Origin of the sequence: Chitinophaga sp. CB10 (assembly GCA_001870995.2) — a bacterium.
Lineage (GTDB): Bacteria > Bacteroidota > Bacteroidia > Chitinophagales > Chitinophagaceae > Chitinophaga.
Genome location: MLAV02000001.1, coordinates 189,309 through 215,226, shown reverse-complemented (window position 1 = coordinate 215,226; position 25,918 = coordinate 189,309). Strand labels below are relative to the sequence as shown.

The following is a 25,918-nucleotide window of genomic DNA, read 5'->3' as shown; positions in this document are numbered from 1 at the left end:
ATCTCTTAAAACAACTCTCCCTGCGTTCCCGTATTATCATCTTCCGGGCTCGGGTCCTCATCCTCCGACAGTAATTCCGCACTGATCAGGTCATCGCCTGCAATCCTCGTACCTACTGCCTTCCAGCCGGTAACTTCAATAAACTCGGCCAGGTTGATTTCCTCCTCTTCCGGACTCCTCTTCTTACCGGTTTTCAGCAGCACCACCGGTTGGGTATGGGTGGTCACCATTTCCAGGTAGTTGCCGGCGCCTTCTTTGATGAAAAGGAATTTATTATTCAGCGTCTGCGTTTCCACGCGGAAACGTTTTACGTTAAACTGCTTTTTGTCCGCATCGTAGTAGATGGCGGTCACCACCTTGTCCGGGTTGAACTTCTCGATATACACGATATCGTTGGATTCGTAACGGTTCGTCAGGTCGTAGTTGGTCAGCTCGTAGGTACCATTTTTAAAGGCCGCGAAGATCTTATCTTCTCCTTCAAAACTGCCGATGTACACGCCTCTTTCCTCGGTGTTCAGCCTTCCTGTTTCCGGATCAAACCAGATCTTCTGGCCCGCGAGGGTAGACACGCCTTTCTCCTTGAACTTCACGCTGCGGATCGGGTATTTCGTCACCTGGTTACCCATGGAGTTACGGCCTTTGATCGCGATGGTTTCAAAGTACAGGTCAAATTCCTTGTTGCGGGCGGAGCAGTTCGGGCTCAGTTTGATGGTCACCACTTCCGCTTCCCCGTTAGGGTTGGCGCTGAAGTAGTGCACTTTGGAGTTTTTCTCTCCCTTATGCGCGAGGTCGTACTCCTTATCCCTGGTAACGCCTGTAACGTTGAAGCGTTTCGCGTAGCTCACGCCGGTTTTACCTTCCACGTAGATCATGTTGTAGGTAGTACGTTCATCGTTTTTGCGGAATACATCCACGTGGATGATATCCTTACCCACGAAGGTTTTGTCGGCCACTTTCGTAACCAGCATCTTACCGTCGCGGCGGAAAACGATGATATTATCGAGGTCGGAGCAGTCGGCCACAAATTCATCTTTCTTCAGGGAAGTACCGATGAAGCCATCCGCGCGGTTTACATAGAGTTTGGTATTGGCGATGGCCACCTGCTGCACCTGGATGGTGTCGAAGGTTTTGATCTCCGTATTCCGCTCCCTGCCTTTGCCGTACTTCTTCAGAAGCCCTTCGTAGTAGGCGATGGCGAAGTCGGTCAGGTTGGCGAGGTCATGTTTCACCTGTTTGATATCCGCTTCAATACCTTTTATCTGCTCGTTGAGTTCATTGATATCCAGGCGGTAGATTCTGCGTACAGGCTTCTCCGTTAGTTTAACGATATCTTCGCGCAGGATAGGGCGTTTCAGGTTTTTCTTGTACGGCGCAAAAGCCTTGTCGATGGCGGTGAGCACCGCTTCCCAGTCCTTATGCTTCTGTTCCAGCTCCTTATAGATACCTTTTTCGAAGAAGATTTTTTCGAGAGAGGTATAATGCCATTTATCCTCGAGTTCGCTCAGTTTGATTTCCAGCTCCTGGCGTAGCAGGTCCTTGGTGTAATCCACGGAAGAGCGCAGCAGGTCTGAAGCGGAGAGGAACTGCGGTTTATCGTTTACGATAACGCAGGCATTGGGAGAGATGGAAATCTCGCAATCGGTAAAGGCGTACAGGGCGTCTATCGTAATATCCGGGGAAATGCCGGGAGCCAGGTGTACTTCAATTTCCACGTCCTTGGCGGTATTATCCACCACTTTGCGGATCTTGATTTTGCCGCTGTCGTTTGCTTTTACGATAGATTCCATCAGCTGGGTGGTGGTGATGCCATAAGGCACGTCCCTGATCACCAGTGTCTTTTTATCGCGCTCTTCGATATGCGCGCGTACCCTTACCTTACCGCCGCGTTTACCATCGTTGTAGTTGGCTACGTCCACCATACCGCCCGTGGCAAAATCCGGGTAGAGTTCGAATTTCTTGCCTTTGAGGGATTTGATGGCTGCGTCTATGAGTTCACAAAAGTTGTGAGGTAATATTTTAGTAGAGAGGCCTACGGCGATACCTTCCGCGCCCTGTGCCAGCAGCAGCGGGAATTTCATGGGCAGCGCCAGCGGCTCGTTCTTACGGCCGTCGTAGCTGAGCTGCCAGGCGGTCGTCTTCGCGTTGAACGCTACATCCAGTGCAAATTTAGAAAGGCGCGCCTCGATGTACCTCGCGGCTGCGGCATCGTCGCCGGTCCTGACGTCGCCCCAGTTACCCTGGGTATCGATGAGCAGGTCTTTCTGGCCGAGGTTCACGATGGCGTCACTGATAGAAGCATCGCCATGGGGGTGATACTGCATCGTTTGCCCGATCACGTTAGCCACCTTGTTGAAGCGGCCGTCATCCATTTCCTTCATGGCGTGCAGGATACGGCGCTGAACGGGTTTTAACCCATCTTCAATGCTGGGAACCGCGCGCTCCAGGATTACGTAAGAAGCATAATCCAGGAACCAGCTCTCATACATGCCGCCTACATGCGTGACATTATGCAGAGATTCGTCTGATGTTTGATTTTCCATATCCATGTATAAACACTTACGATTTTTCGTTGATCATTTTTTCAAAATCCTCCCTCCAGATGCGGACGCTGTCTTTACGCACATCATCCATGGAGTTCAGTTCTATGAAGCAGCAATCGGTCACGGCGATCAGCTGATGCCAAACCATCACTGGTACTTCCACCCTTGCGGGCGCATTAATTTCGGTAACCGCTATTTCGTTACCCCCCAGCGGGCACCAGTGCAACTCAGCCTTTCCGCTGAACAGGTACATGACCTCCGGGTTTTTATTATCGCTATGACCTTCGTGGTAATGCTGACCGCTGCTGCTGCCGGCATGCCGGTAGCAGAGCATAAAATCGCCCGTGCGCTGGCAGTTCCACATGTAATTACTTCCTCTTTCATCTTCCTCTTGCTGGGCTATCGGCGTTACCTTGATCATAGTTCATGTATCTTTTATCCTCAGGCTTCCACCGCGGGCGCAGCCTCGGCTGCCGCCGGCTCTCCGCCTGGCTGTTTTACTTCAAAATCCCGCAGCGTCTTCAACTCTCCCCTGCTCTCCAGCTTCCCTTCCTTCACCAGCTCTTTGAGCCGCCATGCGAGGAACTGGTCCATCACCGGGTATTTCAGCTTACCGGTAACCTGCCCGGCTACACGCCATGCCTTGATAAAGTCTTTCCCCGCCTGTTGCAGCAGGTCCTTATCATAGAACGTAGCAGGCTCGCCTTTCAGCTTCTTGCCGCCTTCCAGCAAGCGGATGCCGGCATTCTCATTCATCATGCGATGCCACTCATCCCCATCCAGCTCATACTCCGCCAGGGATATAGGGCGGGCCAGCTTCTTCGCTTTCAGGAATTCTTTGGGTAGTATCTGGTGCAGGTGCGTAGGATAAAACACGGCGCCTTTTTCGTTCAGGAAAGGCAGGTTGTTGAGGTAGATGATGTGTATGCGGCCGGCAAAGTCGTACAACTTGCTGACCAGCCAGTAATACCCGGTCACATCCCTGGCGTTCTGCCCTGCCCATATCCATACTTCCAGCTCCGGATCTTCCTTCAGCTGCGCTTTCAGCGCCAGGAACCGGGCTTCGTCCGGGGAGTGTTCCAGTACCGGCTCTGGCGCCGGTTCGGGCGTGGCTGCTTCCTCAAACATATCCGCCGTGGCCGGCGCCGGTGCAGGCGTTGCACCCTGCATTTGCTGCCACCATTGCTGGCGGCCCGCCTGGCCTTCCTTGGTATCCAGTATGAACAGCGGGCCTACGGACAAGTCATCCTCAAAGGAAAGTACCTCCCCCTGCATCTTCTCGTCCATCCCTATGGCTTCCGTAAGCACTGCTGCCGCCGGTTCGCCAAACACGATATGCTTTAAGCTCATACAGTTACTTTATTACTTAACAGTAGCTTGTTCTTCTTCAATCAGGTCCTTTTCGTAGCGCAGGTTATTGATAATAAATTCCTGGCGCGCCTGGGTGTTCTTACCCATGTAGTATTCCAGCAGCTTCTGGATATGTACGTCCTTGGAGAGGATGATGGGCTCTATGCGCATATCTTCCCCAATGAAGCGGCCGAACTCCTCCGGCGATATCTCTCCCAGTCCTTTAAAGCGGGTGATCTCCGGCTTGCCGCCCAGCTTCCTCACTGCCTTCTGCTTCTCTTCCTCGCTGTAGCAGTAAATAGTTTCCTGTTTGTTACGCACGCGGAACAGCGGCGTTTCCAGGATATATACGTGCCCGTTCTTCACCAGGTCAGGGAAGAACTGCAGGAAGAAGGTCAGTATCAGCAGGCGGATGTGCATCCCGTCCACGTCGGCATCGGTGGCTACCACGATGTTGTTGTACCGTAAGCCTTCCAGCCCTTCTTCAATATTGAGCGCATGTTGCAGGAGGTTAAACTCCTCGTTTTCATACACAATCTTCTTGGTGAGGCCAAAGCTGTTCAGCGGCTTACCGCGTAAGCTGAACACGGCCTGCGTTTCCACGTTGCGGGATTTGGTGATGGAGCCGCTCGCTGAGTCGCCCTCCGTAATAAAGATGGTGGTATCCAGCTTGCGGGCTTCGTTCTCCGCCTTGTCCTTCCCGGTGTATTCCTCGTTCATATGAATGCGGCAATCCCGCAGCTTGCGGTTGTGCAGGTTCGCTTTTTTCGCCCGCTCGTTCGCCAGCTTCTTCACGCCAGCCAGCTCCTTGCGTTCCCGCTCGCTCTGCTCAATGCGTTTCTTCATCGCATCGGCTACGGCCGGGTTACGGTGCAGGAAGTCGTCCAGGTGTTTGGAAAGGAAATCCAGCACAAACGCCTTCATGGAAGGCCCGCCTTCATATACCGTCAGGGAGCCCAGTTTCGTTTTCGTCTGGGATTCAAATACCGGCTCCTGCACCCGTACGGAAATCGCCGCACAAATGGAAGCCCTGATATCGGTCGCGTCGTAATCTTTCTTATAAAAATCACGTACGGTTTTTACAAACGCCTCGCGGAAAGCCCCGAGGTGCGTACCGCCCTGGGTCGTATGCTGACCGTTTACGAAAGAGTAATATTCCTCCCCGTATTGATTCTCATGGGTGATGGCCACCTCGATATCCTCCCCTTTCAGGTGAATGATCGGGTAGCGCAGCTCCTCCTCGTTGGTTTTGCGTTGCAGCAAATCCAGCAAACCGTTCTTGGAGAGGTATTTTTTCCCGTTGAAGTTGATCGTTAAACCCGCATTCAGGAAGCAATAGTTCCAGATCTGGTTTTCGAGGAACTCAGGGATATAACGGAAGTTCTTGAATACAGTATCATCCGGCGAAAACGTCACCAATGTGCCGTTTTCCTCGTTGGTTGCAGTTTCCTTGTGCTCCTTCACCAGCACGCCACGCTCAAACTCCGCCACTTTCATCCGGCCGTCCCGTACGGACTGTACACGGAAGTAACTGGAAAGCGCATTCACCGCCTTCGTACCCACACCGTTCAAACCCACCGACTTCTGAAAGGCTTTGCTATCATATTTAGCACCCGTGTTGATCTTACTGACCACGTCCACCACTTTACCCAGCGGAATACCGCGGCCGTAATCCCTCACGGTTACCGTATGCTCCGTTACCTTAATATCTATCTGCTTACCAAAACCCATGGTATGCTCATCGATACAGTTGTCCGTTACCTCCTTCAGCAGGATGTAAATACCATCATCTGCACTGGAACCGTCTCCCAACTTACCTATGTACATACCTGGCCTGAGCCGGATATGCTCCCGCCAGTCCAGCGACCTGATGGAGTCTTCCGTATAGGAAGCAAATAGATCCTTTTTATCCGTTTTCTCCGTATTAGCCATATATATTAAAGTTTCCTAAATACTTATGATGTTTTTTTCCAGTTTCCGGCGCCTGCTATACTAAAACTTTTAGCAAAACCGGATTATGGGCAAAAATAATGGTTTCAGTGAATCAACCCAAGTATAAGATAGATAAATAAAAAAATACATGCATTTCGTATTTATATTAACTTTTTCACTATATTTACAAAAGACACCTATTTTTGAAATCCTAACCTATGTCCTTATGAAAACACTATGCCTTGTCATCTCCCTTTTAATGATTGCCGCCGCTTTCGTCGCCACGCGCTATATCCGCAGGGAACAGGAAAACAACGTCGGTAACAAATTTCTCCGTCTGATCCGGAAGTTCGACTCCTGGCAGATGATGCGTTAATTTTCAATATAATATATTTTCAGATTACATAGCACATCCGGCACTAATACAATAGTTTCAGCACAGGACTTTCAGCCAGGCAATAGCAGATTACGTCATTGATAATCCCTATTCCTATGAAAACCGGTTTACTGTTCAGACTAGCATGTCTGTTGATCGCTACAATCGTTTTAACTGCTCACCTCCTGCGTAAAGGGGTGAGAAGCTGAGGTTACCACAATAAAAAGAGGCTGTTTCATGTGATTGAGACAGCCTCTTTTGTTTTTACTTTCCGCCCTTAACGGTTATAATATTTGTTAACAGCATCTGTTCTGCTGCGCACGTGTAACTTCTCGTAGATATTATGCACGTGGCGGCGCACCGTTTCTATGCTGATGAATAAATTGCTGGCAATCTCCTTGTACAGGAAGCCTTTCGACAACTGGTCCAGGATCTCCTTCTCACGCGTCGTCAACGCTTCCAGCGCCGGGTTCGGTTTGGCCTGCTTCTGGAAAAACGCTACCACCCTCCTCGCAATCTGCGAACTCATCGGGCTGCCGCCCTCATGCAGGTCGCGGATGGCTTCCAGCAATTCCCCCGGGGACGTCTTCTTCAGGATATAACCACTGGCGCCCGCTTCCAACGCATTGAAAATCTTGTCGTCATCTTCATAAACCGTGAGCATCATAAACTGCATGTCCTGGTACTCTGCCTTCAAACGTGCAATACATTCAATACCATTCATGCCTCCGGGCAAATTGAAATCCATCAGTACCACATTGGGAAGTAAGTGAGGGATCTGTTCCACTGCGGTTTCTGCATTATTGAAAGTGCCAACACAGGCATATCCGTCAGAACCATTAATCAGCAATTCCATAGCCGTGCGAATATCATGGTTGTCCTCTACTATCGCAATAGAGATGATATCCATGTTATCCTGGGACTTCTTTTTTGAGTATACCGTCATGTTTTAGTAATTATAACACTTAGATGTTACTGCTAACAAATGTATGTTAATTTAGTGGGATATCGAGAAAAACTATTGTACCGTTATCGGAGGTAATATCTGCATTACCACCCACTGCTACCATCCGCTTCTGGATGTTTTTCAGGCCATTCCCGAAAAGTCGCACCTTCTCCTGGTCAAACCCTTTACCGTTGTCTTTTATCATAATGGTCATGTTCCGGTTATTCATTTTCACTTCAATGATTACTTCGCTCGCTTTGGCATGTTTTACTACGTTGTGCAGCGATTCCTTCACGGCAAGATAAATGTTCCTCCTCGTGCCGCCGCTCAGTTTTATATTGGGAATCGTATCAGGTATGTAGAACTGATGTGTGATATGCGCATGTTCCAAAAAGTCGGCCGCAAAACTACGCATATATGCAATCAGATTCGCTAAAGAGTCATTGGAAGAATTCATCGCCCAGATAATCTCGCTCATCTTGTCCACCATCTCCCCCGCCGTCTCCGAAATCCGCTCTATCTCCCGGGTTTGATTCGTGTCCTGTATCTTCCGCTTCGCAATCTCGCTCAGCAACCGGATCGTAGATAAACCCGATCCCAGGTCGTCATGCATATCGCTGCTGATACGGGCCCGCTCCTGGTCCACCGCCTGCTCTTTTTCCAGCTTCAGCTTCTCATGCCGTATCTTGTAATCCAGATACAACGTGGAGAAGTAATAGGCGATGCCCAGCAACAGCAACAATAACAGGAACCGGAACCAGAGCGACTGCCAGAAAGGAATCCTGATGAGGATTTCCAGCGTCGTCGGCGTGCTGTTCCAGATATCGTCGTTATTGGAAGCCCTTACCTTAAACGTATATTTTCCCGGATGCAGGTTCGTGTAACGCGCCATACGGAAGGTACCGCCATCCACCCAGTCTTCATCCGCTCCTTCCAGCTTGTACTGTATCCTGTTCTTAGTCGGATTCGTATATTCCAGCGGCACAAACTCCAACGCAATCGTATTCTGGTTGTAAGGCAACTCCACTCTTTTCAGCAGGGATACCACCGTATCCGATTCATAAGGCTTATCCAGCACTTCCATCCGCCGTATTACCACCTTCGGATAATAAGGATTGTTCCGGAAATTTTTTGGATAGAAACCATTTACCCCGCGGATACCGCCGAAGAATAATTCCCCGTCCACGGATTTGTAAAATGCCCCGGTGTTGAATTCGTTGGACTGCAGCCCGTCTTCATGATTAAAACTCGTAATCTCGTTGGTGACCATGTTGATCTGCGACAGCCCTTTGTTATGGCTCACCCATATCTTATCCTTATCATCCAGCAACACCCCGTATAAATAATCATTGATCAGCTTCGGGTTATCATAACTGTTGAAGTGCTGCACAATCTGATCCTGCTCGTTCAACACAAACAGCCCTTTCGTGCCGGCTACCAACACCTGCCTGTGGGAGTTTTTGTTGATGGACTTTACCATCATCCCTTCCGGGAAAATCACCTTGTTCCAGCGGCTGCTCCCCGCATGGCGCACAAACAGGGACGACTTCGTACCGGCATACTGGTTCCCCATCATATCTTCACAATAGGTCGTCAGCGTTTCATCGCCAAAGTCGTGCACCATACTCACTTTATACCCCATGCCCTCGTTCGTAAACATCAGCAGGTAATGCCCGTAGTTGAAATACACTTCGCCGTTGGGCCGCTTGAAGAGGAAAGGAAAATGCTGCGGATCCTCCGGCAGCCCCAGCTTGCGCACCTGCGCCGTCAGGTCCGTAAAGGATTTGGTAATCACATTGAACAGGCCTATATGCATCCCCATGAAATGCAGCCAGATATGTTCATAGTCCTCCCGGCAGATGGCCGCCAGATCGCTCCCGGGGAACTTTCCCGGGTACAGCTCGTTGGAAAAACGTTCCAGGAACCGGCCGCCTTCTTCATAGACATTCAGTCCGTCCCGCAATAACCCTACATACAACCGGCCATCGTCGTGCTTGTACACGGACATCACCATGTTATGCGTAATGTAGGGCGAACGGTAAAGGTTGAATACTTTTTTATGCGGCGAATATTTTTTAATCCCGTCCCCATCGGTGCCTACCCACATATTGTCGGACGCGTCGCGGTACAGGAAAGTCACATCGTTGAAGGAATGCGTTTCAAACGTATTGAAACTCACAATATGCCGGATAATTTCATTGCGCGCAATACTGTAGATCAATACCCCGTCCGACCCGCCAATCCACGCATTGCCGTCATGATCCAGCTCCACCACCCTGGGCGCAAAAGGCTGGTTGTGTTCATTGCGTACATCGTACGGCAGGTCGCTGAACTTATTTCTTTTTTTGTTGAAGATGGTAATATGCCCCGCGCTCACAATAATCAGGGAATCCTGGTTCAGCCGGCGTATCACAGGATTTTTACCCACGCCCGGCAAACAGAAAATCTGCAGTTGCAGGGTGCGGATATTCAGCGCCAGCATCTCTCCCGGCTGGTGATTCATCCACACGAGGTCGCCGTCTTTATAGGCTACGCCCGGCACCACGCCCGCCTGCTGAAACTGCCGCGGGTAGGCGATCATACGCCTGGTCCGGAAGGAATCCCTGTCCACCACGTAAATCCCTTTCATCGGCCGCCAGATCCAGATGGTACGGCTGGCCGTATCTTCCCCCAGGATTCTGAATTTGTAGGGCGCGTCCCGCTCCGCCGTATTCACATTGGCTTTCACGCTATCCGGGAAGACTTCCCGGAAACGGTTACGGTACTTATCGTACACGCTCACGCCATTGTTATGGGTGAGCAACAGGCGGTTGCGACTGTCTTTAAAAAAGGAATAGCCTTTATAACCGCTCAGGTCAAAACGGTTGATCACGGCGCGGTTGCCGGTGATGGTGCGGGGCACCAGTTCCCCTTTGCCGTCGCCCGGCCTTATCTGGGTATTGGGTTTATACCGGTATTCGTTGAAAATATATCCGTCGAATCGATTGATACCATCGCGGGTGGCGAACCACATGAAACCCTGGTCATCCTGGCAGATGTCGGATACGGAACTCTGTGAGAGCCCTTCATTTACGCTATAACCATCAAAAATATACGGCTTATCCTGGGAACGGAGCATTCGACTCCCTAACAGACACAGGCACAGCAGGACGAGTATTTTTAATTTAGGCAGTAAATGCACGATGGTCTTAGTGTTAATGACAGTGAGCAGCTTTAGGCTTTAATGCAAATATATAAATCTGATCCACACTTTAAAGCAATTTTGTAATTTTCTTGCCGCTTAACCAATTGGGAATAAATATTATAACTTATGCCGGTTTCCAGGCCCATTTTTTTCGCGCAGCGCTCTAACACGCCACGGTGGCATCATCTGGCGGCGCGCGCCTTACGGCGCTGCTGTTTTTTATTTTTTTTTGCAGAGATGTTCACCGCTGCGCGGGCACAGTTGCCCGTACCCGTACGCACGCTCGCCGTCAACCTGCCATCGCGGAGCCTGCGCGGTTTGCAGGCCCTCTCCGATAAAATGCTGTGGGTATCAGGTACGCAGGGTATGGTAGGCCGCAGCACTAACGGCGGTGAAACCTGGCAATGGTTTAAGGTCGCCTCCGATAGTTGCGACTTCCGTTCCATTTACGCGTTCGACAGCCTACAGGCAGTAGTACTCAGCATTGGCAGCCCGGCCCTGCTGTACCGCACTGCGGACGGCGGGCAGTCCTGGAAACTGGTGTACGCCAACCACGATAAAGACATCTTTTTTGACGGCCTCGTATTCCTCGACAACCGGGAAGGCATCGCCGTAGGCGATCCCCTGAAGGACAAGGACGGCAACGAACGCTTTACCATCCTCCGTACCCACGATGGCGGCCGCAGCTGGGCGCTGGATCCTATGGAAGCCAGGCCCCCGGCACATCCCGGCGAAGCGGTATTTGCCGCCAGCAATAGCAGCCTGGCCGCCCTCCCGGATGGCAGGTCCGTATTCGTAACCGGCGGCGCCGTTTCAAGAATTTTTTTCAACAACGGTACCCGCAACCGTGTTATCCGGGATAATAACTGCAGCGTTTACCCATTGCCGTTAATACAGGGAGCGAACAGCACCGGCGCCTTCTCCGTTGCCTTCCGCGATCAGCAAAACGGCATCATAGTTGGTGGCGATTATAAAAACGATACCCTGCGGGAACGTAACTGCTTTGTAACCAGCGATGGCGGCAGAACCTGGCAGGCCCCTGTGGCGCCCCCCGGCGGTTACCAGTCCGCCGTAACATGGGTAAATAATCACACAGTGGCATCAACAGGCACCAGCGGCACCTACCTCTCCTACGACGGCGGTAAAACCTGGCAAAAGATCGGCAGTGGCTACAATGCCATCATGAAAGCGCGACAGGGAAACCGGGTGTTCCTCGCAGGCAAAGAAATTGCAGTGATGAATGGAAATTAATGGCTTTATACCAAAAAGGTGCTCCTGGAAAGGCGCACCGCTGGAATAGGTTAAAGCAAAAAGTACATTTATTGGTTTGAAGTTAATAAGATATTATCTCTTTTTTTGCTCTTTTTTGCAAAGCAGATATTTTTGATCGTAAACACCCACGGGCAGGCAGGTAAAAATTTACATTCGCCTCCTTTTTTTTGTAACTTAAAGCCGGGATTAGCCTGACACAGAAAAAGCGATTATGCAAGTTGAAACCTCCTCGAGCAAATACTCAGCGAAACATTACCCGGACGCTATCCGGTCATGGAAAAAAGAAGGTAACATCTTCTACTTTTATACCTCTGAAACCATCCTGGAAGTAAGGGTCATCTCCGATAAGATCATCCGGTTCAGATACGCCTCAGACGGCACTTTCCAGCGCGACTTCTCCTATGCCACCAGTGATACCCTGGAAGAATCTCCGATCGCTTTCGGCATACGGGAGTTCGAAGAAAATTTCGAAATATATACGAACTATATTAAAGTGCTGATCGCCAGGGATAACCTGCGCGTAACCATAACGGACCTGGAAGGCAAAATCATCAACCAGGACGAAATGGGCTTCCACTGGCAGCACTACCTGCTCAAAGGCGGTAAGATCGTCTATTGCAGTAAGCTGATCCAGGAAAACGAAGTCTTTTACGGCCTGGGAGATAAACCTACGGACCTCAACCTCCGCGGCAAACGGCTGGAAAACTACGGCACCGATGCCTATGGCTACCAGAAAGATACCGACCCGCTCTACCGCAATATCCCCTTCTACTACGGGTTGCATAACGGCATCGGCTACGGGCTGTTTTTCGACAATACCTTCCGCACCATTTTCGACTTCGGAAAGGAACGGGAAAACGTATGCAGCTTCTGGGCCAGGGGCGGCGAAATGAACTACTACTTCATCTACGGGCCTGAGCTGATGGAAGTAGCCGAAACCTACACCCGCATCACCGGCACGCCGGAGCTCCCGCCCATCTGGGCGCTGGGCTACCACCAATGCCGCTGGAGCTACTACCCCGAGCAAAAAGTACGGGATATTGCAACGGAATTCCGCAAACGCCGGATACCCTGCGATGTCATCTACCTGGACATCGACTATATGGACGGCTTCCGCTGCTTTACCTGGAATAAAGAATATTTCCCTGATCCGGCAAAAATGATCAGCGACCTGGCCGCAGAAGGCTTCAAGGTAGTAGTGATCATTGACCCCGGCATCAAAGTGGACCCGGAATACAGCATCTACCAGGATGGCCTGAAAAACAACTACTTCTGCAAACGCGCCGACGGCGCGCTCATGGAGGGGGATGTATGGCCCGGTAAATGCGTATTCCCCGATTTCACCAACCCGGAAGTGCGGGAATGGTGGGCGGGCCTCTTCAAAGGACTCGCTGAAACCGGCGTGCGCGGCGTTTGGAACGATATGAACGAACCCGCCGTATTTGAAATGGGCACCTTCCCTGAAGATGTGCGCCACGATTACGACGGCGAAGAAGTGAGCCACCGCAAGGCGCATAACGTGTACGGGCACCTCATGAGCAAGGCTACCTCCGCAGGTCTGAAACGCTACCTGATGCCTAACCGCCCGTTCGTCATCACCCGCTCCGCTTACGCTGGGGCGCAACGCTGGTCCTCCGTGTGGACGGGCGACAACGTATCCAGCTGGGAGCATCTCTGGCTGGCGGCCGTGCAATGCCAGCGACTGGCCGTTTCCGGCCTCTCCTTCTGCGGCAGCGATATCGGCGGTTTCATCGGCGAGCCGGATGGCGAACTGTACACCCGCTGGATTCAACTGGCCACCTTCCACCCGCTCATGCGCACCCACAGCGCCAGCAACGAAACCGGGTTCGACCAGGAGCCATGGAGCTTCGGAGAAAAGTATGAAGCCATCGTGAAAAAATTCATTACCCTCCGTTACCAGCTGCTGCCCTATTTCTACACCACGTTCTGGCAATATGCCCAGAAAGGCACGCCCATGCTGCGGCCGCTGGCATTCGTAGCCCAGGGCGAAGCGGATACCTATAACTGCTCCCATGAATTTATGTTCGGGGATTCCCTGCTGATCAGCTACGTGAACGAACCTGGCATGCAGGAAAAAGACCTGTACCTGCCGGTTGGCCAATGGTACAACTACTGGGATAAATCAGTCCTTGCCGGCGGCGAACACCATACCGTAGCCACCCCGCTGGACCAGATGCCCCTGTTTGTAAAAGCGGGCGCCGTAGTGCCTTTCTATCCTGAAATGCAGTACACCGGCGAAAAGCAGCTGGAAGAAATCATACTCGAAGCCTACTACGGCAACACGCCGGTTAAGAGCTCCCTGTATGAAGATGCCGGCGATCACTACGGCTATAAGAACGGACAGTTTAACGTCATCCGGTTCAAACAGGATTCGGACGACAAACAGTTCCGCCTGAAGAAGCAGTTTTACGAAAACTACCAGACCAGTTATACCCGCTTCCGCATTAAAGTCTATGGCCTGCCATTCCAGGCGGCTGCGGTGACCGTAGACGGGCTGCCACTGGCAACGGGCAGTTATACCGTAGGGGAAAATGTAGTGGAGCTGGTGGCGGATAAAAGCTTCGAAGAGATAGTGATAAAATAGGGCACACCAGATAGACATCTAACGTGCTTTGTCCTAACCTATGCCAACTTTAGTTGGCGCAAAATTAACCGGACAAAGCATCTTCGCAAAGCCTGCAGCAACAATGAACAAAATGAACAGCCTCACAACCTATTCATTTTGTTCATTTTAGAAATATCACCCTTCCGGGTGAGCCACTTGCTTAAGCAAAAAAGCCTTCCAGGAGGAAGGCTTTTTTGCTTGATGAATTGTATATGTTTATTACTGATAGGCTAATTGGGTCAAACTATTAGTAATAGATTGACAGAAAACAAATAGAAATCAACGCACAAAAGATCAGGAACACGAATACTGCCCGAAACAGGATCTCTATCTTATCAGTAGTCATTTCGTAGTTATTCATTTCTTGTCTACGTTCGGCGTGGTCTAAACTTAGGCTTTTCATACAAACAAATTAAAAGGATTTAAAAAATGCTGAAATACTGAGGGGGTATTCCAGGGGGCCTCTACATACGTCTTAACATCTTTTCCTAAAATGAATGTACAAAGAAAAAAGCTAAAATGGACAAATCTTTTTGTTCATTTTTGTTTAGCGCCTGTTCATTTTTGAATTAATGCTTTTTTTTGCCGCCCTTTATCCCTTCATGGGGCAATTGCGACGGCTGCGCTTTGGGCGCTGCTTTCACGGGAATGGAATCGTTGTCGCCGAAGTCCTCCGCCGTAACAACCTCGCCTAAACGATAATATTCCTTCACCATCTTCCCCGTTTCTTCATCGTAGAGTTTCCAGACGCCGTGGCGTACGGGATTGCCTTCCCGGATGATCTCCATCGGCTTCTCCTGCTGGGTTTCCAGGTCTATCACCATTACGGTATCCTTCTGCCCGGGGATTTCCGTGGCTACATACTGGCCTTCCGCGCTCTTTTTGCCATCGGGGTAGTAGTATTTGCAATAACCGTTGAGTACATCATTTTTGTAGGTTTCTTCCGCCAGCAGGTGGCCGGAAGCGGTCGTTTTTTTCCAGACGCCTTCCTTGCGGCCGTTTTTGTAATTCCCTTCCCAGGTGTATCCTGGCTCACCGCGCAGCTCTCCCACTTCTTCCATCCAAAGGCCCTGCTTGCGCCCCTTCTCGTCCCGCTGGTTGTGTTTCGGAACTTTATACACCAGTCGCTCCTGCGCGAAACCGGCCATTACAAAGGCGTTCATAAGGCATAGTAACAGTAATTGACGCATCATCTTTTTTTTACAAGTTAGGATTTATATTTCAGACGCCATGCCTAAGGCGGCATGCTGCCGAATCGAATATGGCAACCGGCAGTGCTATAGCCCTCACGTTGCCTCCCCGCTACCGCGGCCTTAGACATCTGCCGAAGGCCCCAAAAAACAACGGGGAGAAGCAGGCGCCGGCCTCCCCTCCCCGCGATAAATATGGATAGCGCTTATTTTTTAGTCAGCTTGATGGCGCCGAGGTTCGTGTCCTTACCGGCGGTGATGGTCACATTGGTAAGGGTCGTATCCTTAAAGGCCGCATCCGGGTTGATAAACACGTTCCAGGTGCCTGGCTTCAGGCCTCTTACCTTGAAGAAACCATCTCTCCATGGCAGCGCATAGAGCGTGTCCTTGTTGCTGTTGTACACGGATACCACGGGGTAAGCCTCGCTTGGCGTGATACGGCCTGAAAGGCTGCCCATCTTGAGAATGGTAAATACGTTGATGTACGGGGTCAGGAAGAACTTGCCGTCCCTCGTTTTGATGATGGAGCGCTGTACATCGAAATCCAGCCACAGGCGCAGGTTGTCAGCCGTCAGCTGGTCCCACTCGGTATGGCGCACGCGCACCACAATTTTGCTTTGGCCGGTAAGGGATTTCACGGGGTAGGTCACGCCGTTTTTCACCAGCGAGTTATTGTCGCCGATGGTGATGCGGATACGCTCGATGGTACCTTTGCTAACAGTACCGCCGGCCAGCAGCGTATCTGTACCATTGCGCAGGGTCAGCAGGTCGTACACGCCGGCTTTGATGCCGAGGGAATCCCAGACCTGGCAGCTGTCCGTACGGCGGCCGAACACATCGTCCCAACCGCAGCGGTCCCGGTCCGTCCAGTTGCTGTTATCGATCTTGCCGCAGGTATCCACGAGTACCTCCACCTTGCGGATGTCCAGCAGCACCTGGTCAAAATACCCGGGGTCGTCGGACAAATACAGACTTACTTTTTGCTTGTTGGCCGGAATCGGCTCATTGTTTACGGAATTATCCTTATTGCAGGCGCTGATCAGGACTGCCGCTCCTGTAACAATAACCGCCAACAACAATCCGGCATTACGGAGTGCGTTTTTCATAAACTACTGGTTTTGAAATCAATAAATGATGATGGTTTATTGGTTTGGTTGAAAAATTGATTGACGCTTTGGCTGAATCTGTTATAAGACTAAAATAACGTGCGGAAGTTTAGTCTTATTGCAGCAAAATATTGACCAAAAAAAGCCGGACTGTTCCGCAGAACAGTCCGGCTACAACCTCTTCGGAGCCCCTTCGTTTATTTACCAGGGATATATTGGGAGATGCTGGCGCCCAGCGGGGGCAGCCGCAACGTTATCGTATAATCCTTTCCGTTATAGGTCTGTTTCCGGCTTTCCAGTACGCCCGTATTTACCACGCCGCTGCCGTAAAACGCAGGGTCATCACTGTTCAGGATCTCCTTCCACTGCCCCGGTACCGGCACGCCTACCACGTAATTCTCCCGCGGCACGGGCGTCATGTTCAGGGCTACGAGCAGCAGATCGTCCGGCTGCAAGCCTTTGCGCATGTAAATGAGCACGCAGTTATCGTAATCGTTCACCGTGATCCACTCAAAGCCCGCCCCGTCAAACTGTTGCTCATAGAGGGCAGAGCTGCCGGTGTACAGCGCGTTGAGGGCCTTGACATAGTTTTTCAGGCCTTCGTGTGGTTTGTATTTCAGCAGGTGCCAATCCAGTTCCGTCTTGTAGTTCCATTCGGAAGTTTGCCCGAATTCATCGCCCATAAAGAGCAGCTTCGTGCCCGGGTGGGTGAACATGTAGCTGTAGAGGAGCCGCAGGTTGGCGAACTTCTGCCAGTCGTCCCCCGGCATTTTATAGAGCATGGGCGACTTACCGTGCACCACTTCATCGTGGCTGAACGGCAGCATGAAGTTTTCGCTGAAGGCGTACACGAGGCTAAAGGTCAGATCGTTCTGAAACCACTTTCGGTGGATGGGGTCCTTCTTGAAATAATCCAGCGTATCGTTCATCCAGCCCATCATCCATTTCATGCCGAAGCCCAGGCCACCGAGGAAGGTAGGCCGGGATACGCCATAGAAGGAAGTGGATTCTTCCGCGATGGTTTGCACATCCGGGTAGAGGGCGTAGATGGTTTCGTTCAGCTTTTTTACGAAGCTGATGGCTTCGAGGTTTTCGTTCCCGCCAAATTCGTTCGGGTCCCAGGCGCCTCTTTCCCGGCTGTAATCCAGGTGTATCATGGAGGCTACGGCATCTACGCGGAGCCCGTCCACATGGTATTTATCGAGCCAGTACACGGCGTTGCTGAGCAGGAAGGAACGGACTTCGTTGCGGCCGTAGTTGAAGATATAGGAATTCCAGTCCGGATGGTAACCTTTACGCATATCCGCATATTCGTAGGTATGCGAGCCATCAAAGCGGAAGAGGCCATGCGCATCGTACGGGAAGTGCGAAGGCACCCAGTCGAGGATCACGCCGATGCCTGCCTCGTGGAAGGCGTCCACCATTTCCATGAATTGCTGGGGCGTGCCGTACCGGGAGGTCGGCGCGTAATAGCCGGTGAGCTGGTACCCCCAGGAGCCGTCAAACGGATGTTCCATTACCGGCATGAACTCCACGTGTGTGAAGCCCATTTCCTGCACGTAAGGTACAAGCATGCGGGTGATTTCCGGGTAGGAGTAAAACTTCTCCGCTTCCATGGGGTCCGGCTTGCGCCAGGAGCCCAGGTGCACTTCATACACGCTGAATGTTTTTTTCAGGGAATTGTGCTGGTGGCGTTTTTCCAGCCAGGTTTTATCCTTCCATTTGTAATCCAGCGGATGTACGATGGAAGCCGTTTTGGGCCGCACTTCCCAGTGGGTGGCGTAGGGGTCGCCCTTGAATAATTCCTCCCCGCTGTTGGAGCGGATAAAATATTTATACAGGCAGCCTTCCGCAACACCGGGAATAAAACCTTCCCAGATGCCGGAGCTGTCCCATCGGGGTAACAGGGTGTGGCTGTAGCGATCCCACTGATTGAAGTCGCCCGTGACGGAAACATACGCCGCATCCGGCGCCCATACAGCGAAGTACGTACCTGCGATGCCATCGCAATGGGTCACGCGGGCGCCGAACTTTTCGTATAGCCGGTAGTGTGAGCCTGCCTGGAACAGGGCAATATCAGCGGATGTGAAAAGGGAAAAGGGTATAACGGACTGTTGAACGCTGGAATCTCCGGTCATAGCTCTGCTTGGTTGAATTGTCTGGATTAACAAGATAGTTTAAATTTCAAAGCAAAGAAAAATTTTTCGGATTCCCGGGAAAAAGAAAGAGCCGCCTAGTGGCGACTCTTTACTATTTATGCTGCTTAGGCATTAAACTTACGTTTGAACGGAGGTCTGCTGCCACCGCCGGAGTATTCTCTTTTTTCTCCGCGGCTGCCGCCTTCCGTGCTGTGCCAGCGTTTGCGCGGACCGTCATCTCTGCGTCCGCCACCGCCGCCACGGCGTTTATCGCCGTCCTGGGACATTTCGATCCTAACGGAGCGGCCGTTGTATTCTACTTTTTTGAATGCCTGGGTCACCTTTTCCACTGCGTCGTTTTCTACCTCGAAGAAGGAGTAAACGCCTTTCAGGTCGATACGGCCGATTTTGTTGCCGCGCAAGCCTGTGTTATCGCAGAGGTAGCGGAGCATATCGCCGCGGTTGAAATCGTCTACAGAGCCGAGGTTGATGAACAGGCGGGTGAATTTGCTATTATCGCGGCGTCTGTCTTCGAAGGTGCGTTTTTCTTCTTTCACGTTCAGATCCGGCGCATCCTGGTAGTATTCCAGGAACTGGTTGAATTCCAGGGAAGCGAAACGCTTGATCAGCTCTTCTTTGCTCATGTTGGCAAATTCTTCGTTGATGCGTTCCAGGTATGGTTCGATCTGTTCTTCGTTTACGGTTACGTTATGTACGCGGTGGATGAGGCCGAAGAGTTGTTTTTCGCAAACGGCGAAACCGTCCGGTACTTCACCTTTGATAAATTTCTTACCGATCACTCTTTCGATCTGGCGGATTTTCCCGATATCGCGGCTGCTGATGATGGCGATGGAGGTACCGGATTTACCGGCTCTGGCGGTACGGCCGGAGCGGTGGGTGTAGTTTTCCACGTCGTCAGGCAGTTCGTAGTTGATAACGTGGGTAACGTTGTCAACGTCGATACCGCGGGCTGCCACGTCAGTAGCTACCAGTACCTGGAGGGCTCTTTCGCGGAAGCGTTTCATCACTTTATCGCGCTGTTGCTGGGTGAGGTCGCCATGCAGGGCGTCTGCATTGTAACCGTCCTTGATCAGGGATTCGGCGATTTCCTGGGATTCGATCTTGGTACGGGTAAAGATGATACCGAAGATATCCGGGTTATAATCCACGAGGCGTTTGAGCGCCGCATATTTTTCGCGTGGGCGTACCACGTAGTATTCGTGTTCGATGTTGGCGTTACCGCTGTTTTTGTTACCTACGGTGAGTTCAAACGGATCTTCCATGTATTTCTGGGCGATACGGCGAACTTCCTGCGGCATGGTAGCGGAGAACAGCCAGGTTGTTTTTTCTTCAGGCGTGTTGGAGAGGATGCTGTTGATGTCTTCCTGGAAGCCCATGTTCAGCATTTCGTCTGCTTCGTCCAGTACGGCGTAGCGTACGTTGTCGAAGTTAATGGCGCCGCGGTCGATGATATCGAGCAGGCGGCCCGGGGTAGCTACCACGATGTGGACGCCTCTTTTCAGTTCGCGCAGTTGCTGTACGATGCTGGAACCACCGTAAACGGCTACGATGCTAACGTCGCCCAGGTGTTTACTGAAGTTTTTCAGGTCGTTGGTAATCTGCAGGCAGAGCTCACGGGTAGGGCAAAGCACCAGTCCCTGAGGTTTGTGCAGGTTAACGTCGATTTGCTGGAGTAAGGGCAGGCCAAAAGCTGCCGTTTTACCAGTGCCCGTCTGGGCAAGACCTACAAAGTCGCGGTCACCACTCAATAATACGGGAATAGCCTTTTCCTGAATGGGGGTTGGAGCAACAAAGCCCAAGTCTGTAATTCCCTTTAAGATGGACTCTTTTAAGCCCAGAGATTCAAATGTTGTCATTGATTTACATTGATCCAGCTCCGTCGGGAGCTGTAGTAATAGGCCCCTTTTTGTTGGGGGACTGTTGAAAAATTTTTGCTGTTACCGGGTCTTTTACCCGGACAAAGAGGCAACGCCTGCTGTTGCGCTGCTTACACCAGTTCTCCTTCGAGGTCGTAGTCGAATGCTTTTGTGATACGCACTTCCACGAAGTCGCCGGGTTTGAGGCGTTTGGTGGTATTGATGATCACTTCATTATCTACTTCCACTGAGTCAAATTCAGTGCGAGCAAGGTATCTGCCGGACTCTTTTTTGTCTACGATTACTTTGAAAACCTTCCCTACCATTTCCTGGTTTTTCTCCAGGGAGATTTCCTGTTGCACGGCCATGATGTCCTGTGCTCTTCTTTCTTTTTCCTCAGCCGGGATGTCGTCTTCCAGCTCGTAGGCGCTGGTGCCTTCTTCGTGGCTGTAGGTGAATACGCCTACGCGGTCGAAACGCATTCTTTCGAGGAATCCTTTGAGTTCTTCCACATCTTCCTCCGTTTCGCCGGGGAATCCGGCAATGAGGGTGGTGCGGAGGGCGATGCCGGGTACTTTTTCGCGGATGGCGTGTACCAGGTCTTCGATTTCCTCGCGGGTGATCTGGCGTTTCATGGCTTTGAGCATGCCGTTGGAGGCATGTTGCAGCGGCATATCCAGGTATTTGCAGATGTTCGGGTACTCGTTCATCACATCCAGGATTTCCATGGGGAATTTGGTCGGATAAGCGTAGTGGAGGCGAATCCACTCTAACCCTTTCACCTGCGCGAGGGCCCGCATCAGGTCGCCCAGGCGGCGTTGCTTATACAGGTCCAGCCCGTAGTAGGTCAGTTCCTGTGCGATGAGCATGATTTCTTTCACGCCGAATTTCACGAGCTTCTCCGCTTCCGCCACCAGTTCCTCGATGGGTTTGGAAACGTGCTGGCCGCGCATGAGCGGGATAGCGCAGAAAGCGCAGGTGCGGTTGCAGCCCTCGGCGATCTTGAGGTAGGCGTAGTGGGAAGGAGTGGCCAGCAGGCGCTCTCCGATCAGTTCGGCCTTATAATCCGCGTCAAATTTTTTAAGGATCAGGGGGAGTTCCATGGTGCCGAACCAGGCGTCCACGCCTGCGATCTCCGCTTCGAGGTCGCCGCGATAGCGTTCGCTCAGGCAGCCGGTAACATACACTTTATCGAGTTTACCGCGCTCTTTGAGCTCTACCTGTTCCAGGATGGTGTTGATGGATTCTTCCTTGGCTTTGTCAATAAAACCGCAGGTATTGACTACCACGATGTTGTGGTCCCGCTTTGTGCTTTCGTGCACCACGTCGATATCGTTAGCAGCGAGCTGACCGCTCAATACTTCCGAATCAACCATGTTCTTGGAACATCCAAGCGTAATAATATTAACCTTGTCTTTCTTTAAAGTTTTCGTCTTCAATGCGAATGTTTTAGCGCTTGCGGTGCAGGCTTATTACCGGACCGCTTACCGCCACGAAGACACACAGACACTAACATGATAAAACAGCAGACTTACTGTACGTGACTTTGAGCCTTAGTGGGGGTTGAGTAAGGAAGGTGCAAAGGTAGCAAAAAGAATTGATAATTATGAAATTAAAGATAAACAGCTGCAAACAAAGCGTTTGCAGCTGCTAAACCGTTTTTATGCCGATATAGTTTTCAGCAATTTATCTGCCTTGTTCCGGGCCAGTTCCCGCTTTTTGTGGTACCACCACTGGGGGGCCATTTTAATGAGCAGGTTATTCATGCCGCGGAGCCCGACGATGTGGTAGAGCCCGTTCAGCTTACCTACCAGGGAGTGGTCCAGCGCGCGGAGGCTCATGGCAAAGCCGCTGTCGATATATTCCATATGGTGCCAGTACCCGCCCGGCATAAACAGGGTATCCCCGTGTTCGAGGATGGTGGTGAGGCCGGAGGCGTATTTAAGCGCCGGGAAGTCCGCCGTATTCAGCTGCTCATGCCAGTTCACGAAGTTAGCGGCGCTCTCTACCGTAAAAGGCATGCGGTAGATGTAGGGCGACTGCTTGTTTTCCAGGAGCAGGACGCGTTTGCGGCCGACGAACTGGGTATGGAATATATGGGAGAGGTCGATATCGTAATGCATATGTGCCACGGAGCCGGCTCCGCCGACAAACAGCATGGGATATTTTTTAAGGAGGCCTTTTGAATAGTTATCCGGCCAGGTAAAATCTTCCGTGAGTTGCGGTGCGTGCTGGAAGATGTTAAAGAGGAAGATGCGAAGGGCTACGGGGCCTTTCTGGATGAGGTCCAGGTAGTCGCCGAACTTGATGTAGTCATCAGCGCCGTTTACCGGCGTGTTCGCGTCTGCCCTGGTGTTGTTGTAGACGCCTACGGTTTTGTCCCCTACGATGGATTTGAAATAGTCCCAGGTCCATTTCTCTTTAGCTGGCCAATTTTTGCTGAGTCCTGTAATTACTACCGGTTTACGTGGCAGGTAATAGTTTCTTTTGAATTCCTCCGGTGTAATATTATCAACTCGATCTATGCTTGAAATATTCATAACTACGAATTGTTATTAAAAAGGGTACCAAAAAAACAACTACTCTAATTTAGCGAAGGCTTGGTTATGTGGCAACAAAAACTAATCGAATACGGAAAGCCAGACAAAAAAAGCTGACCACTAAGCGTTTATTTTAATAATGCGAATATAATGCATTTGTTCGCTTAGTGGTCAGCTGTTATTTATTTGAAGTAAAATTTTAAATAAGTATAATTCAGAACTCCAAACAACAATTATATAAATTTCATTATCAATCAGTTACACTGAACAATGAATCCACGAAGGCATGTTTGTCAAAAACCTGCAGGTCTTCCATTTTTTCACCGATACCGATGTATTTCACCGGGATTTTGAACTGGTTGGCGATGGCGAGTACTACGCCGCCTTTTGCGGTACCGTCCAGTTTGGTGATGGCGAGGGAGGTCACTTCGGTGGCAGCGGTGAATTGCCTGGCCTGTTCCACTGCGTTTTGCCCGGTAGAGCCGTCGAGTACGAGAAGGACTTCATGCGGCGCGTCGGGGATGACTTTTTTCATCACGCGTTTGATTTTGCTCAGCTCGTCCATGAGGTGGGTTTTGTTGTGGAGGCGGCCGGCGGTATCGATGATGATGACGTCCACGTTACGGGCGGCGCCGCTTTGTACGGTATCGAAGGCAACGGCGCCGGGGTCTGACCCCATGGCCTGTTTTACGATCGGCACCCCTACCCTGTCGCTCCAGATGGTCAGCTGGTCTACCGCGGCGGCGCGGAAGGTATCCGCTGCGCCCAGCAGTACAGATTTACCGGCTTTCTTGAAGTTATAGGCCAGTTTGCCGATGGTGGTGGTTTTACCCACGCCGTTTACGCCTACAACCATGATTACATAAGGCTTTTTATCTGCCGGCACGTCAAAGTCGCGGAAGCCGCTATCCGGCGCGTCCACGAGCAGCGCTGCAATTTCTTCTTGCAACAACCTGTTTAACTCACTCGTTCCCAGGTATTTATCTTTCGCAACGCGTTGTTCGATCCTATCGATGATTTTTACGGTGGTATCTACCCCTACATCGGCTGCAACCAATGCTTCTTCGAGGTTATCCAGTACTTCGGTGTCAACGGTGGACTTACCGGCGATGGCGCGTCCGATCCTGGAGAGGAAACTTTCTTTTGTTTTTTGGAGTCCCTGATCCAGGCTTTCCTTTTTTTCTCTGGAGAATAGATTTTTGAAAAAGCTCATATTAATTAAAGTGGGCCAACAAAGGCGGCCGGGTTCATTTTTCAATTCAGGTCGCTAAAATACGGCTTTTATGGCAAAGATGGCACAAACACAAAAAGCTGTCCTGTTAAGGGACAGCTTTTAAGTATGATATTAGTAAAGCCGAATTACTTAGCGTTGATATGCTCCTGCACTTTGTCTTTGTGCACGATAGCTTCTTTGAAAGTATAGGCACCGGTTTTAGGAGAGCGAACTGCTTTCACAACTTTGGTCCACACCTTTGCATCAGCTGCTGCTTTAGCGTCTTTTACTTTCGAGTTCTTTGAAACTGCTTTTGCCATTGTATTGCGTTTGTTTTATGGTCGATGGCTATATGGCCGTTTATTGCATTACAGCCATTAACCACTAACAATTAACTATTTAATTTCTTTGTGTACAGTCACCTTTCTCATGATAGGGTTGTACTTCTTCAGCTCCAGACGCTCTGGAGTATTTTTCTTATTCTTTGTAGAGATGTAGCGGGAAGTTCCAGCCAGACCTGAGTTTTTATGCTCAGTGCATTCCAGAATTACCTGCACTCTGTTACCTTTTTTTGCCATTTTGTATACAAATTAAGTGAGTCCTAGAATTAAATTTCCTGACCAGCTGCACGCAATTCCTTCACTACTGCATACAAACCTCTCTTGTTGATGGTTCTTAAACCGTCAGCAGATACTTTTAAAGATATCCATTTGTCTTCTTCCGCCAGGAAAAAACGTTTTTTCTGCAGGTTAGGCAGAAACCTTCTCTTTGTCTTGATATTGGAGAAGGAAACATGGTGACCTGTAATCGGCTTCTTTCCTGTCACCTGACATACTCTTGCCATGATCTAAAAATTTTAGGAATGCAAAAGTCAGATTTTTTTGTGGACTTTACAAATATTATTGCATGAATTTATTCACAAATTCAAAATTTGTATGGTATAACACCTGTCCACAAGCAACACCCGATCTTACATCAGTTTGATAATCAATTGTTTACAGCAGTAGTTAGTATAACTTCTACTTTTTATATATTTTTTATAACAATACAATAAGACTCTTCAGCACAGCGCCTAATCTCACCGCTTCCAGCACGCGCTGCGGTTCGGTACCGTGTTTTACGACAGCTTCTTCATGGGAGGTAACGCACATTTCACAGCCGTTGAGGGCGGAAATCACCAGGCTCAGCAACTCGAAAAACTCCTTGCCCAGCACCGGGTTGGCCATAATGCTCATACGGATACCGGCAGCGGTAGTAGTATAGAATTCCTTATTTACGAAGTGCCTGAATCTATAATAGATATTGTTGGCGTTCATCAGGGAAGTGCAGCTCATTACTTCAGCAATCTCTTTCTCAGTAGCGCCTTCCTGTTTGGCCAGTTTCCCGAAAGCAGCCTCCAGTGCGGCATGCTTCTCGTTCACCGCAACAGACAGTCCTATCAGATAGGCTTCCTTCTTGCTAAGGGTACTTGCACCAAGTGCATTCGTAACGTTGATCTTCAGATCTTTCAGGTAACGCGCATCCGCATTTACCAGCGCCTGTAACTTTTCAGATACCGGCAGTTCTGCCAAACCAACCGCTTCTAACAATTGTACAGCGGTATCCTGATTGGTTGTTGCAAACATATG

At 50.5% G+C, this 25,918-nt stretch carries 20 protein-coding genes; 3 read left to right on the top strand and 17 right to left on the bottom strand.

What is annotated here, in order from left to right:
* Positions 1 to 5 precede the first annotated feature (5 nt).
* The 4 genes from BOC67_RS00810 to BOC67_RS00795 are packed head-to-tail and all read right to left on the bottom strand — an operon-like array spanning position 6 to position 5,822.
* The gene (locus BOC67_RS00810) at positions 6 to 2,540 is read right to left on the bottom strand and encodes a DNA gyrase/topoisomerase IV subunit A (RefSeq protein WP_291906286.1); all 2,535 of its coding nucleotides are present in this window, start codon (positions 2,538 to 2,540) and stop codon (positions 6 to 8) included.
* A 16-nt stretch (positions 2,541 to 2,556) separates the two neighbouring features.
* Entirely contained in the window at positions 2,557 to 2,961 is a 405-nt protein-coding gene (locus tag BOC67_RS00805; RefSeq protein WP_291906285.1) for a hypothetical protein, read from the bottom strand.
* A gap of 20 nt (positions 2,962 to 2,981) precedes the next feature.
* Positions 2,982 to 3,890: a DUF1835 domain-containing protein gene (locus BOC67_RS00800; protein WP_291906283.1), complete on the bottom strand. Its 909-nt coding sequence runs from the start codon at positions 3,888 to 3,890 to the stop codon at positions 2,982 to 2,984.
* A 12-nt stretch (positions 3,891 to 3,902) separates the two neighbouring features.
* Complete coding sequence (locus BOC67_RS00795) at positions 3,903 to 5,822, bottom strand: DNA topoisomerase IV subunit B (protein ID WP_291906281.1); 1,920 nt, start codon at positions 5,820 to 5,822, stop codon at positions 3,903 to 3,905.
* A 226-nt stretch (positions 5,823 to 6,048) separates the two neighbouring features.
* Here BOC67_RS00795 and BOC67_RS00790 point away from each other — a divergent pair, with 226 nt between their 5' ends.
* Positions 6,049 to 6,198 carry a hypothetical protein gene (locus tag BOC67_RS00790; RefSeq protein WP_291906280.1) on the top strand — a complete coding sequence of 50 codons (150 nt, stop codon included), beginning with the start codon at positions 6,049 to 6,051 and terminating at the stop codon, positions 6,196 to 6,198.
* A 277-nt stretch (positions 6,199 to 6,475) separates the two neighbouring features.
* On the opposite strand, the gene BOC67_RS00785 is transcribed toward BOC67_RS00790, so the two are convergent.
* Together BOC67_RS00785 and BOC67_RS00780 are read right to left on the bottom strand one after the other, a co-directional pair.
* On the bottom strand, positions 6,476 to 7,144 hold the full coding sequence (locus tag BOC67_RS00785; protein WP_083550725.1) for a response regulator transcription factor: 669 nt from the start codon (positions 7,142 to 7,144) through the stop codon (positions 6,476 to 6,478).
* A gap of 46 nt (positions 7,145 to 7,190) precedes the next feature.
* A complete protein-coding gene (locus tag BOC67_RS00780) occupies positions 7,191 to 10,262 on the bottom strand; it encodes a sensor histidine kinase (protein ID WP_291906275.1) in 3,072 nt (1,023 codons plus the stop codon).
* Positions 10,263 to 10,565: 303 nt separating this feature from the next.
* Between BOC67_RS00780 and BOC67_RS00775 the strand changes: the two genes are divergently transcribed.
* Both BOC67_RS00775 and BOC67_RS00770 read left to right on the top strand, forming a co-directional pair.
* On the top strand, positions 10,566 to 11,579 hold the full coding sequence (locus BOC67_RS00775) for an oxidoreductase (protein WP_291906273.1): 1,014 nt from the start codon (positions 10,566 to 10,568) through the stop codon (positions 11,577 to 11,579).
* 232 nt (positions 11,580 to 11,811) lie between these two features.
* Entirely contained in the window at positions 11,812 to 14,205 is a 2,394-nt protein-coding gene (locus tag BOC67_RS00770) for a glycoside hydrolase family 31 protein (RefSeq protein ID WP_291906271.1), read from the top strand.
* Positions 14,206 to 14,795: 590 nt separating this feature from the next.
* Here the strand turns inward: BOC67_RS00770 and BOC67_RS00765 are convergent.
* The 11 genes from BOC67_RS00765 to BOC67_RS00715 form a co-directional block, all read right to left on the bottom strand.
* On the bottom strand, positions 14,796 to 15,419 hold the full coding sequence (locus BOC67_RS00765; RefSeq protein ID WP_291906270.1) for a hypothetical protein: 624 nt from the start codon (positions 15,417 to 15,419) through the stop codon (positions 14,796 to 14,798).
* Positions 15,420 to 15,622: 203 nt separating this feature from the next.
* Positions 15,623 to 16,522: a DUF4382 domain-containing protein gene (locus BOC67_RS00760; RefSeq protein ID WP_291906269.1), complete on the bottom strand. Its 900-nt coding sequence runs from the start codon at positions 16,520 to 16,522 to the stop codon at positions 15,623 to 15,625.
* A 197-nt stretch (positions 16,523 to 16,719) separates the two neighbouring features.
* Positions 16,720 to 18,660 (bottom strand): 1,4-alpha-glucan branching protein GlgB, encoded by a 1,941-nt coding sequence (gene glgB, locus BOC67_RS00755; protein ID WP_291906268.1) that lies wholly within the window; start codon positions 18,658 to 18,660, stop codon positions 16,720 to 16,722.
* Between the two features lie 125 nt (positions 18,661 to 18,785).
* Positions 18,786 to 20,537, bottom strand: a complete 1,752-nt coding sequence (locus BOC67_RS00750; RefSeq protein WP_291906265.1) for a DEAD/DEAH box helicase — start codon at positions 20,535 to 20,537, stop codon at positions 18,786 to 18,788.
* A 131-nt stretch (positions 20,538 to 20,668) separates the two neighbouring features.
* Positions 20,669 to 21,976, bottom strand: a complete 1,308-nt coding sequence (gene rimO / locus BOC67_RS00745) for a 30S ribosomal protein S12 methylthiotransferase RimO (RefSeq protein WP_291906264.1) — start codon at positions 21,974 to 21,976, stop codon at positions 20,669 to 20,671.
* Between the two features lie 222 nt (positions 21,977 to 22,198).
* The gene (locus BOC67_RS00740; RefSeq protein WP_291906262.1) at positions 22,199 to 23,077 is read right to left on the bottom strand and encodes a cupin-like domain-containing protein; all 879 of its coding nucleotides are present in this window, start codon (positions 23,075 to 23,077) and stop codon (positions 22,199 to 22,201) included.
* Between the two features lie 250 nt (positions 23,078 to 23,327).
* The gene (ftsY, locus tag BOC67_RS00735) at positions 23,328 to 24,290 is read right to left on the bottom strand and encodes a signal recognition particle-docking protein FtsY (RefSeq protein ID WP_291906261.1); all 963 of its coding nucleotides are present in this window, start codon (positions 24,288 to 24,290) and stop codon (positions 23,328 to 23,330) included.
* A 146-nt stretch (positions 24,291 to 24,436) separates the two neighbouring features.
* Positions 24,437 to 24,610 (bottom strand): DUF4295 family protein, encoded by a 174-nt coding sequence (locus BOC67_RS00730; RefSeq protein ID WP_073086210.1) that lies wholly within the window; start codon positions 24,608 to 24,610, stop codon positions 24,437 to 24,439.
* Between the two features lie 75 nt (positions 24,611 to 24,685).
* Positions 24,686 to 24,868, bottom strand: a complete 183-nt coding sequence (gene rpmG / locus BOC67_RS00725; protein ID WP_291906257.1) for a 50S ribosomal protein L33 — start codon at positions 24,866 to 24,868, stop codon at positions 24,686 to 24,688.
* Between the two features lie 29 nt (positions 24,869 to 24,897).
* Positions 24,898 to 25,134: a 50S ribosomal protein L28 gene (gene rpmB, locus BOC67_RS00720; RefSeq protein WP_073086206.1), complete on the bottom strand. Its 237-nt coding sequence runs from the start codon at positions 25,132 to 25,134 to the stop codon at positions 24,898 to 24,900.
* Positions 25,135 to 25,327: 193 nt separating this feature from the next.
* Positions 25,328 to 25,915: a carboxymuconolactone decarboxylase family protein gene (locus BOC67_RS00715; RefSeq protein WP_291906253.1), complete on the bottom strand. Its 588-nt coding sequence runs from the start codon at positions 25,913 to 25,915 to the stop codon at positions 25,328 to 25,330.
* Between the last annotated feature and the right edge of the window lie 3 nt (positions 25,916 to 25,918).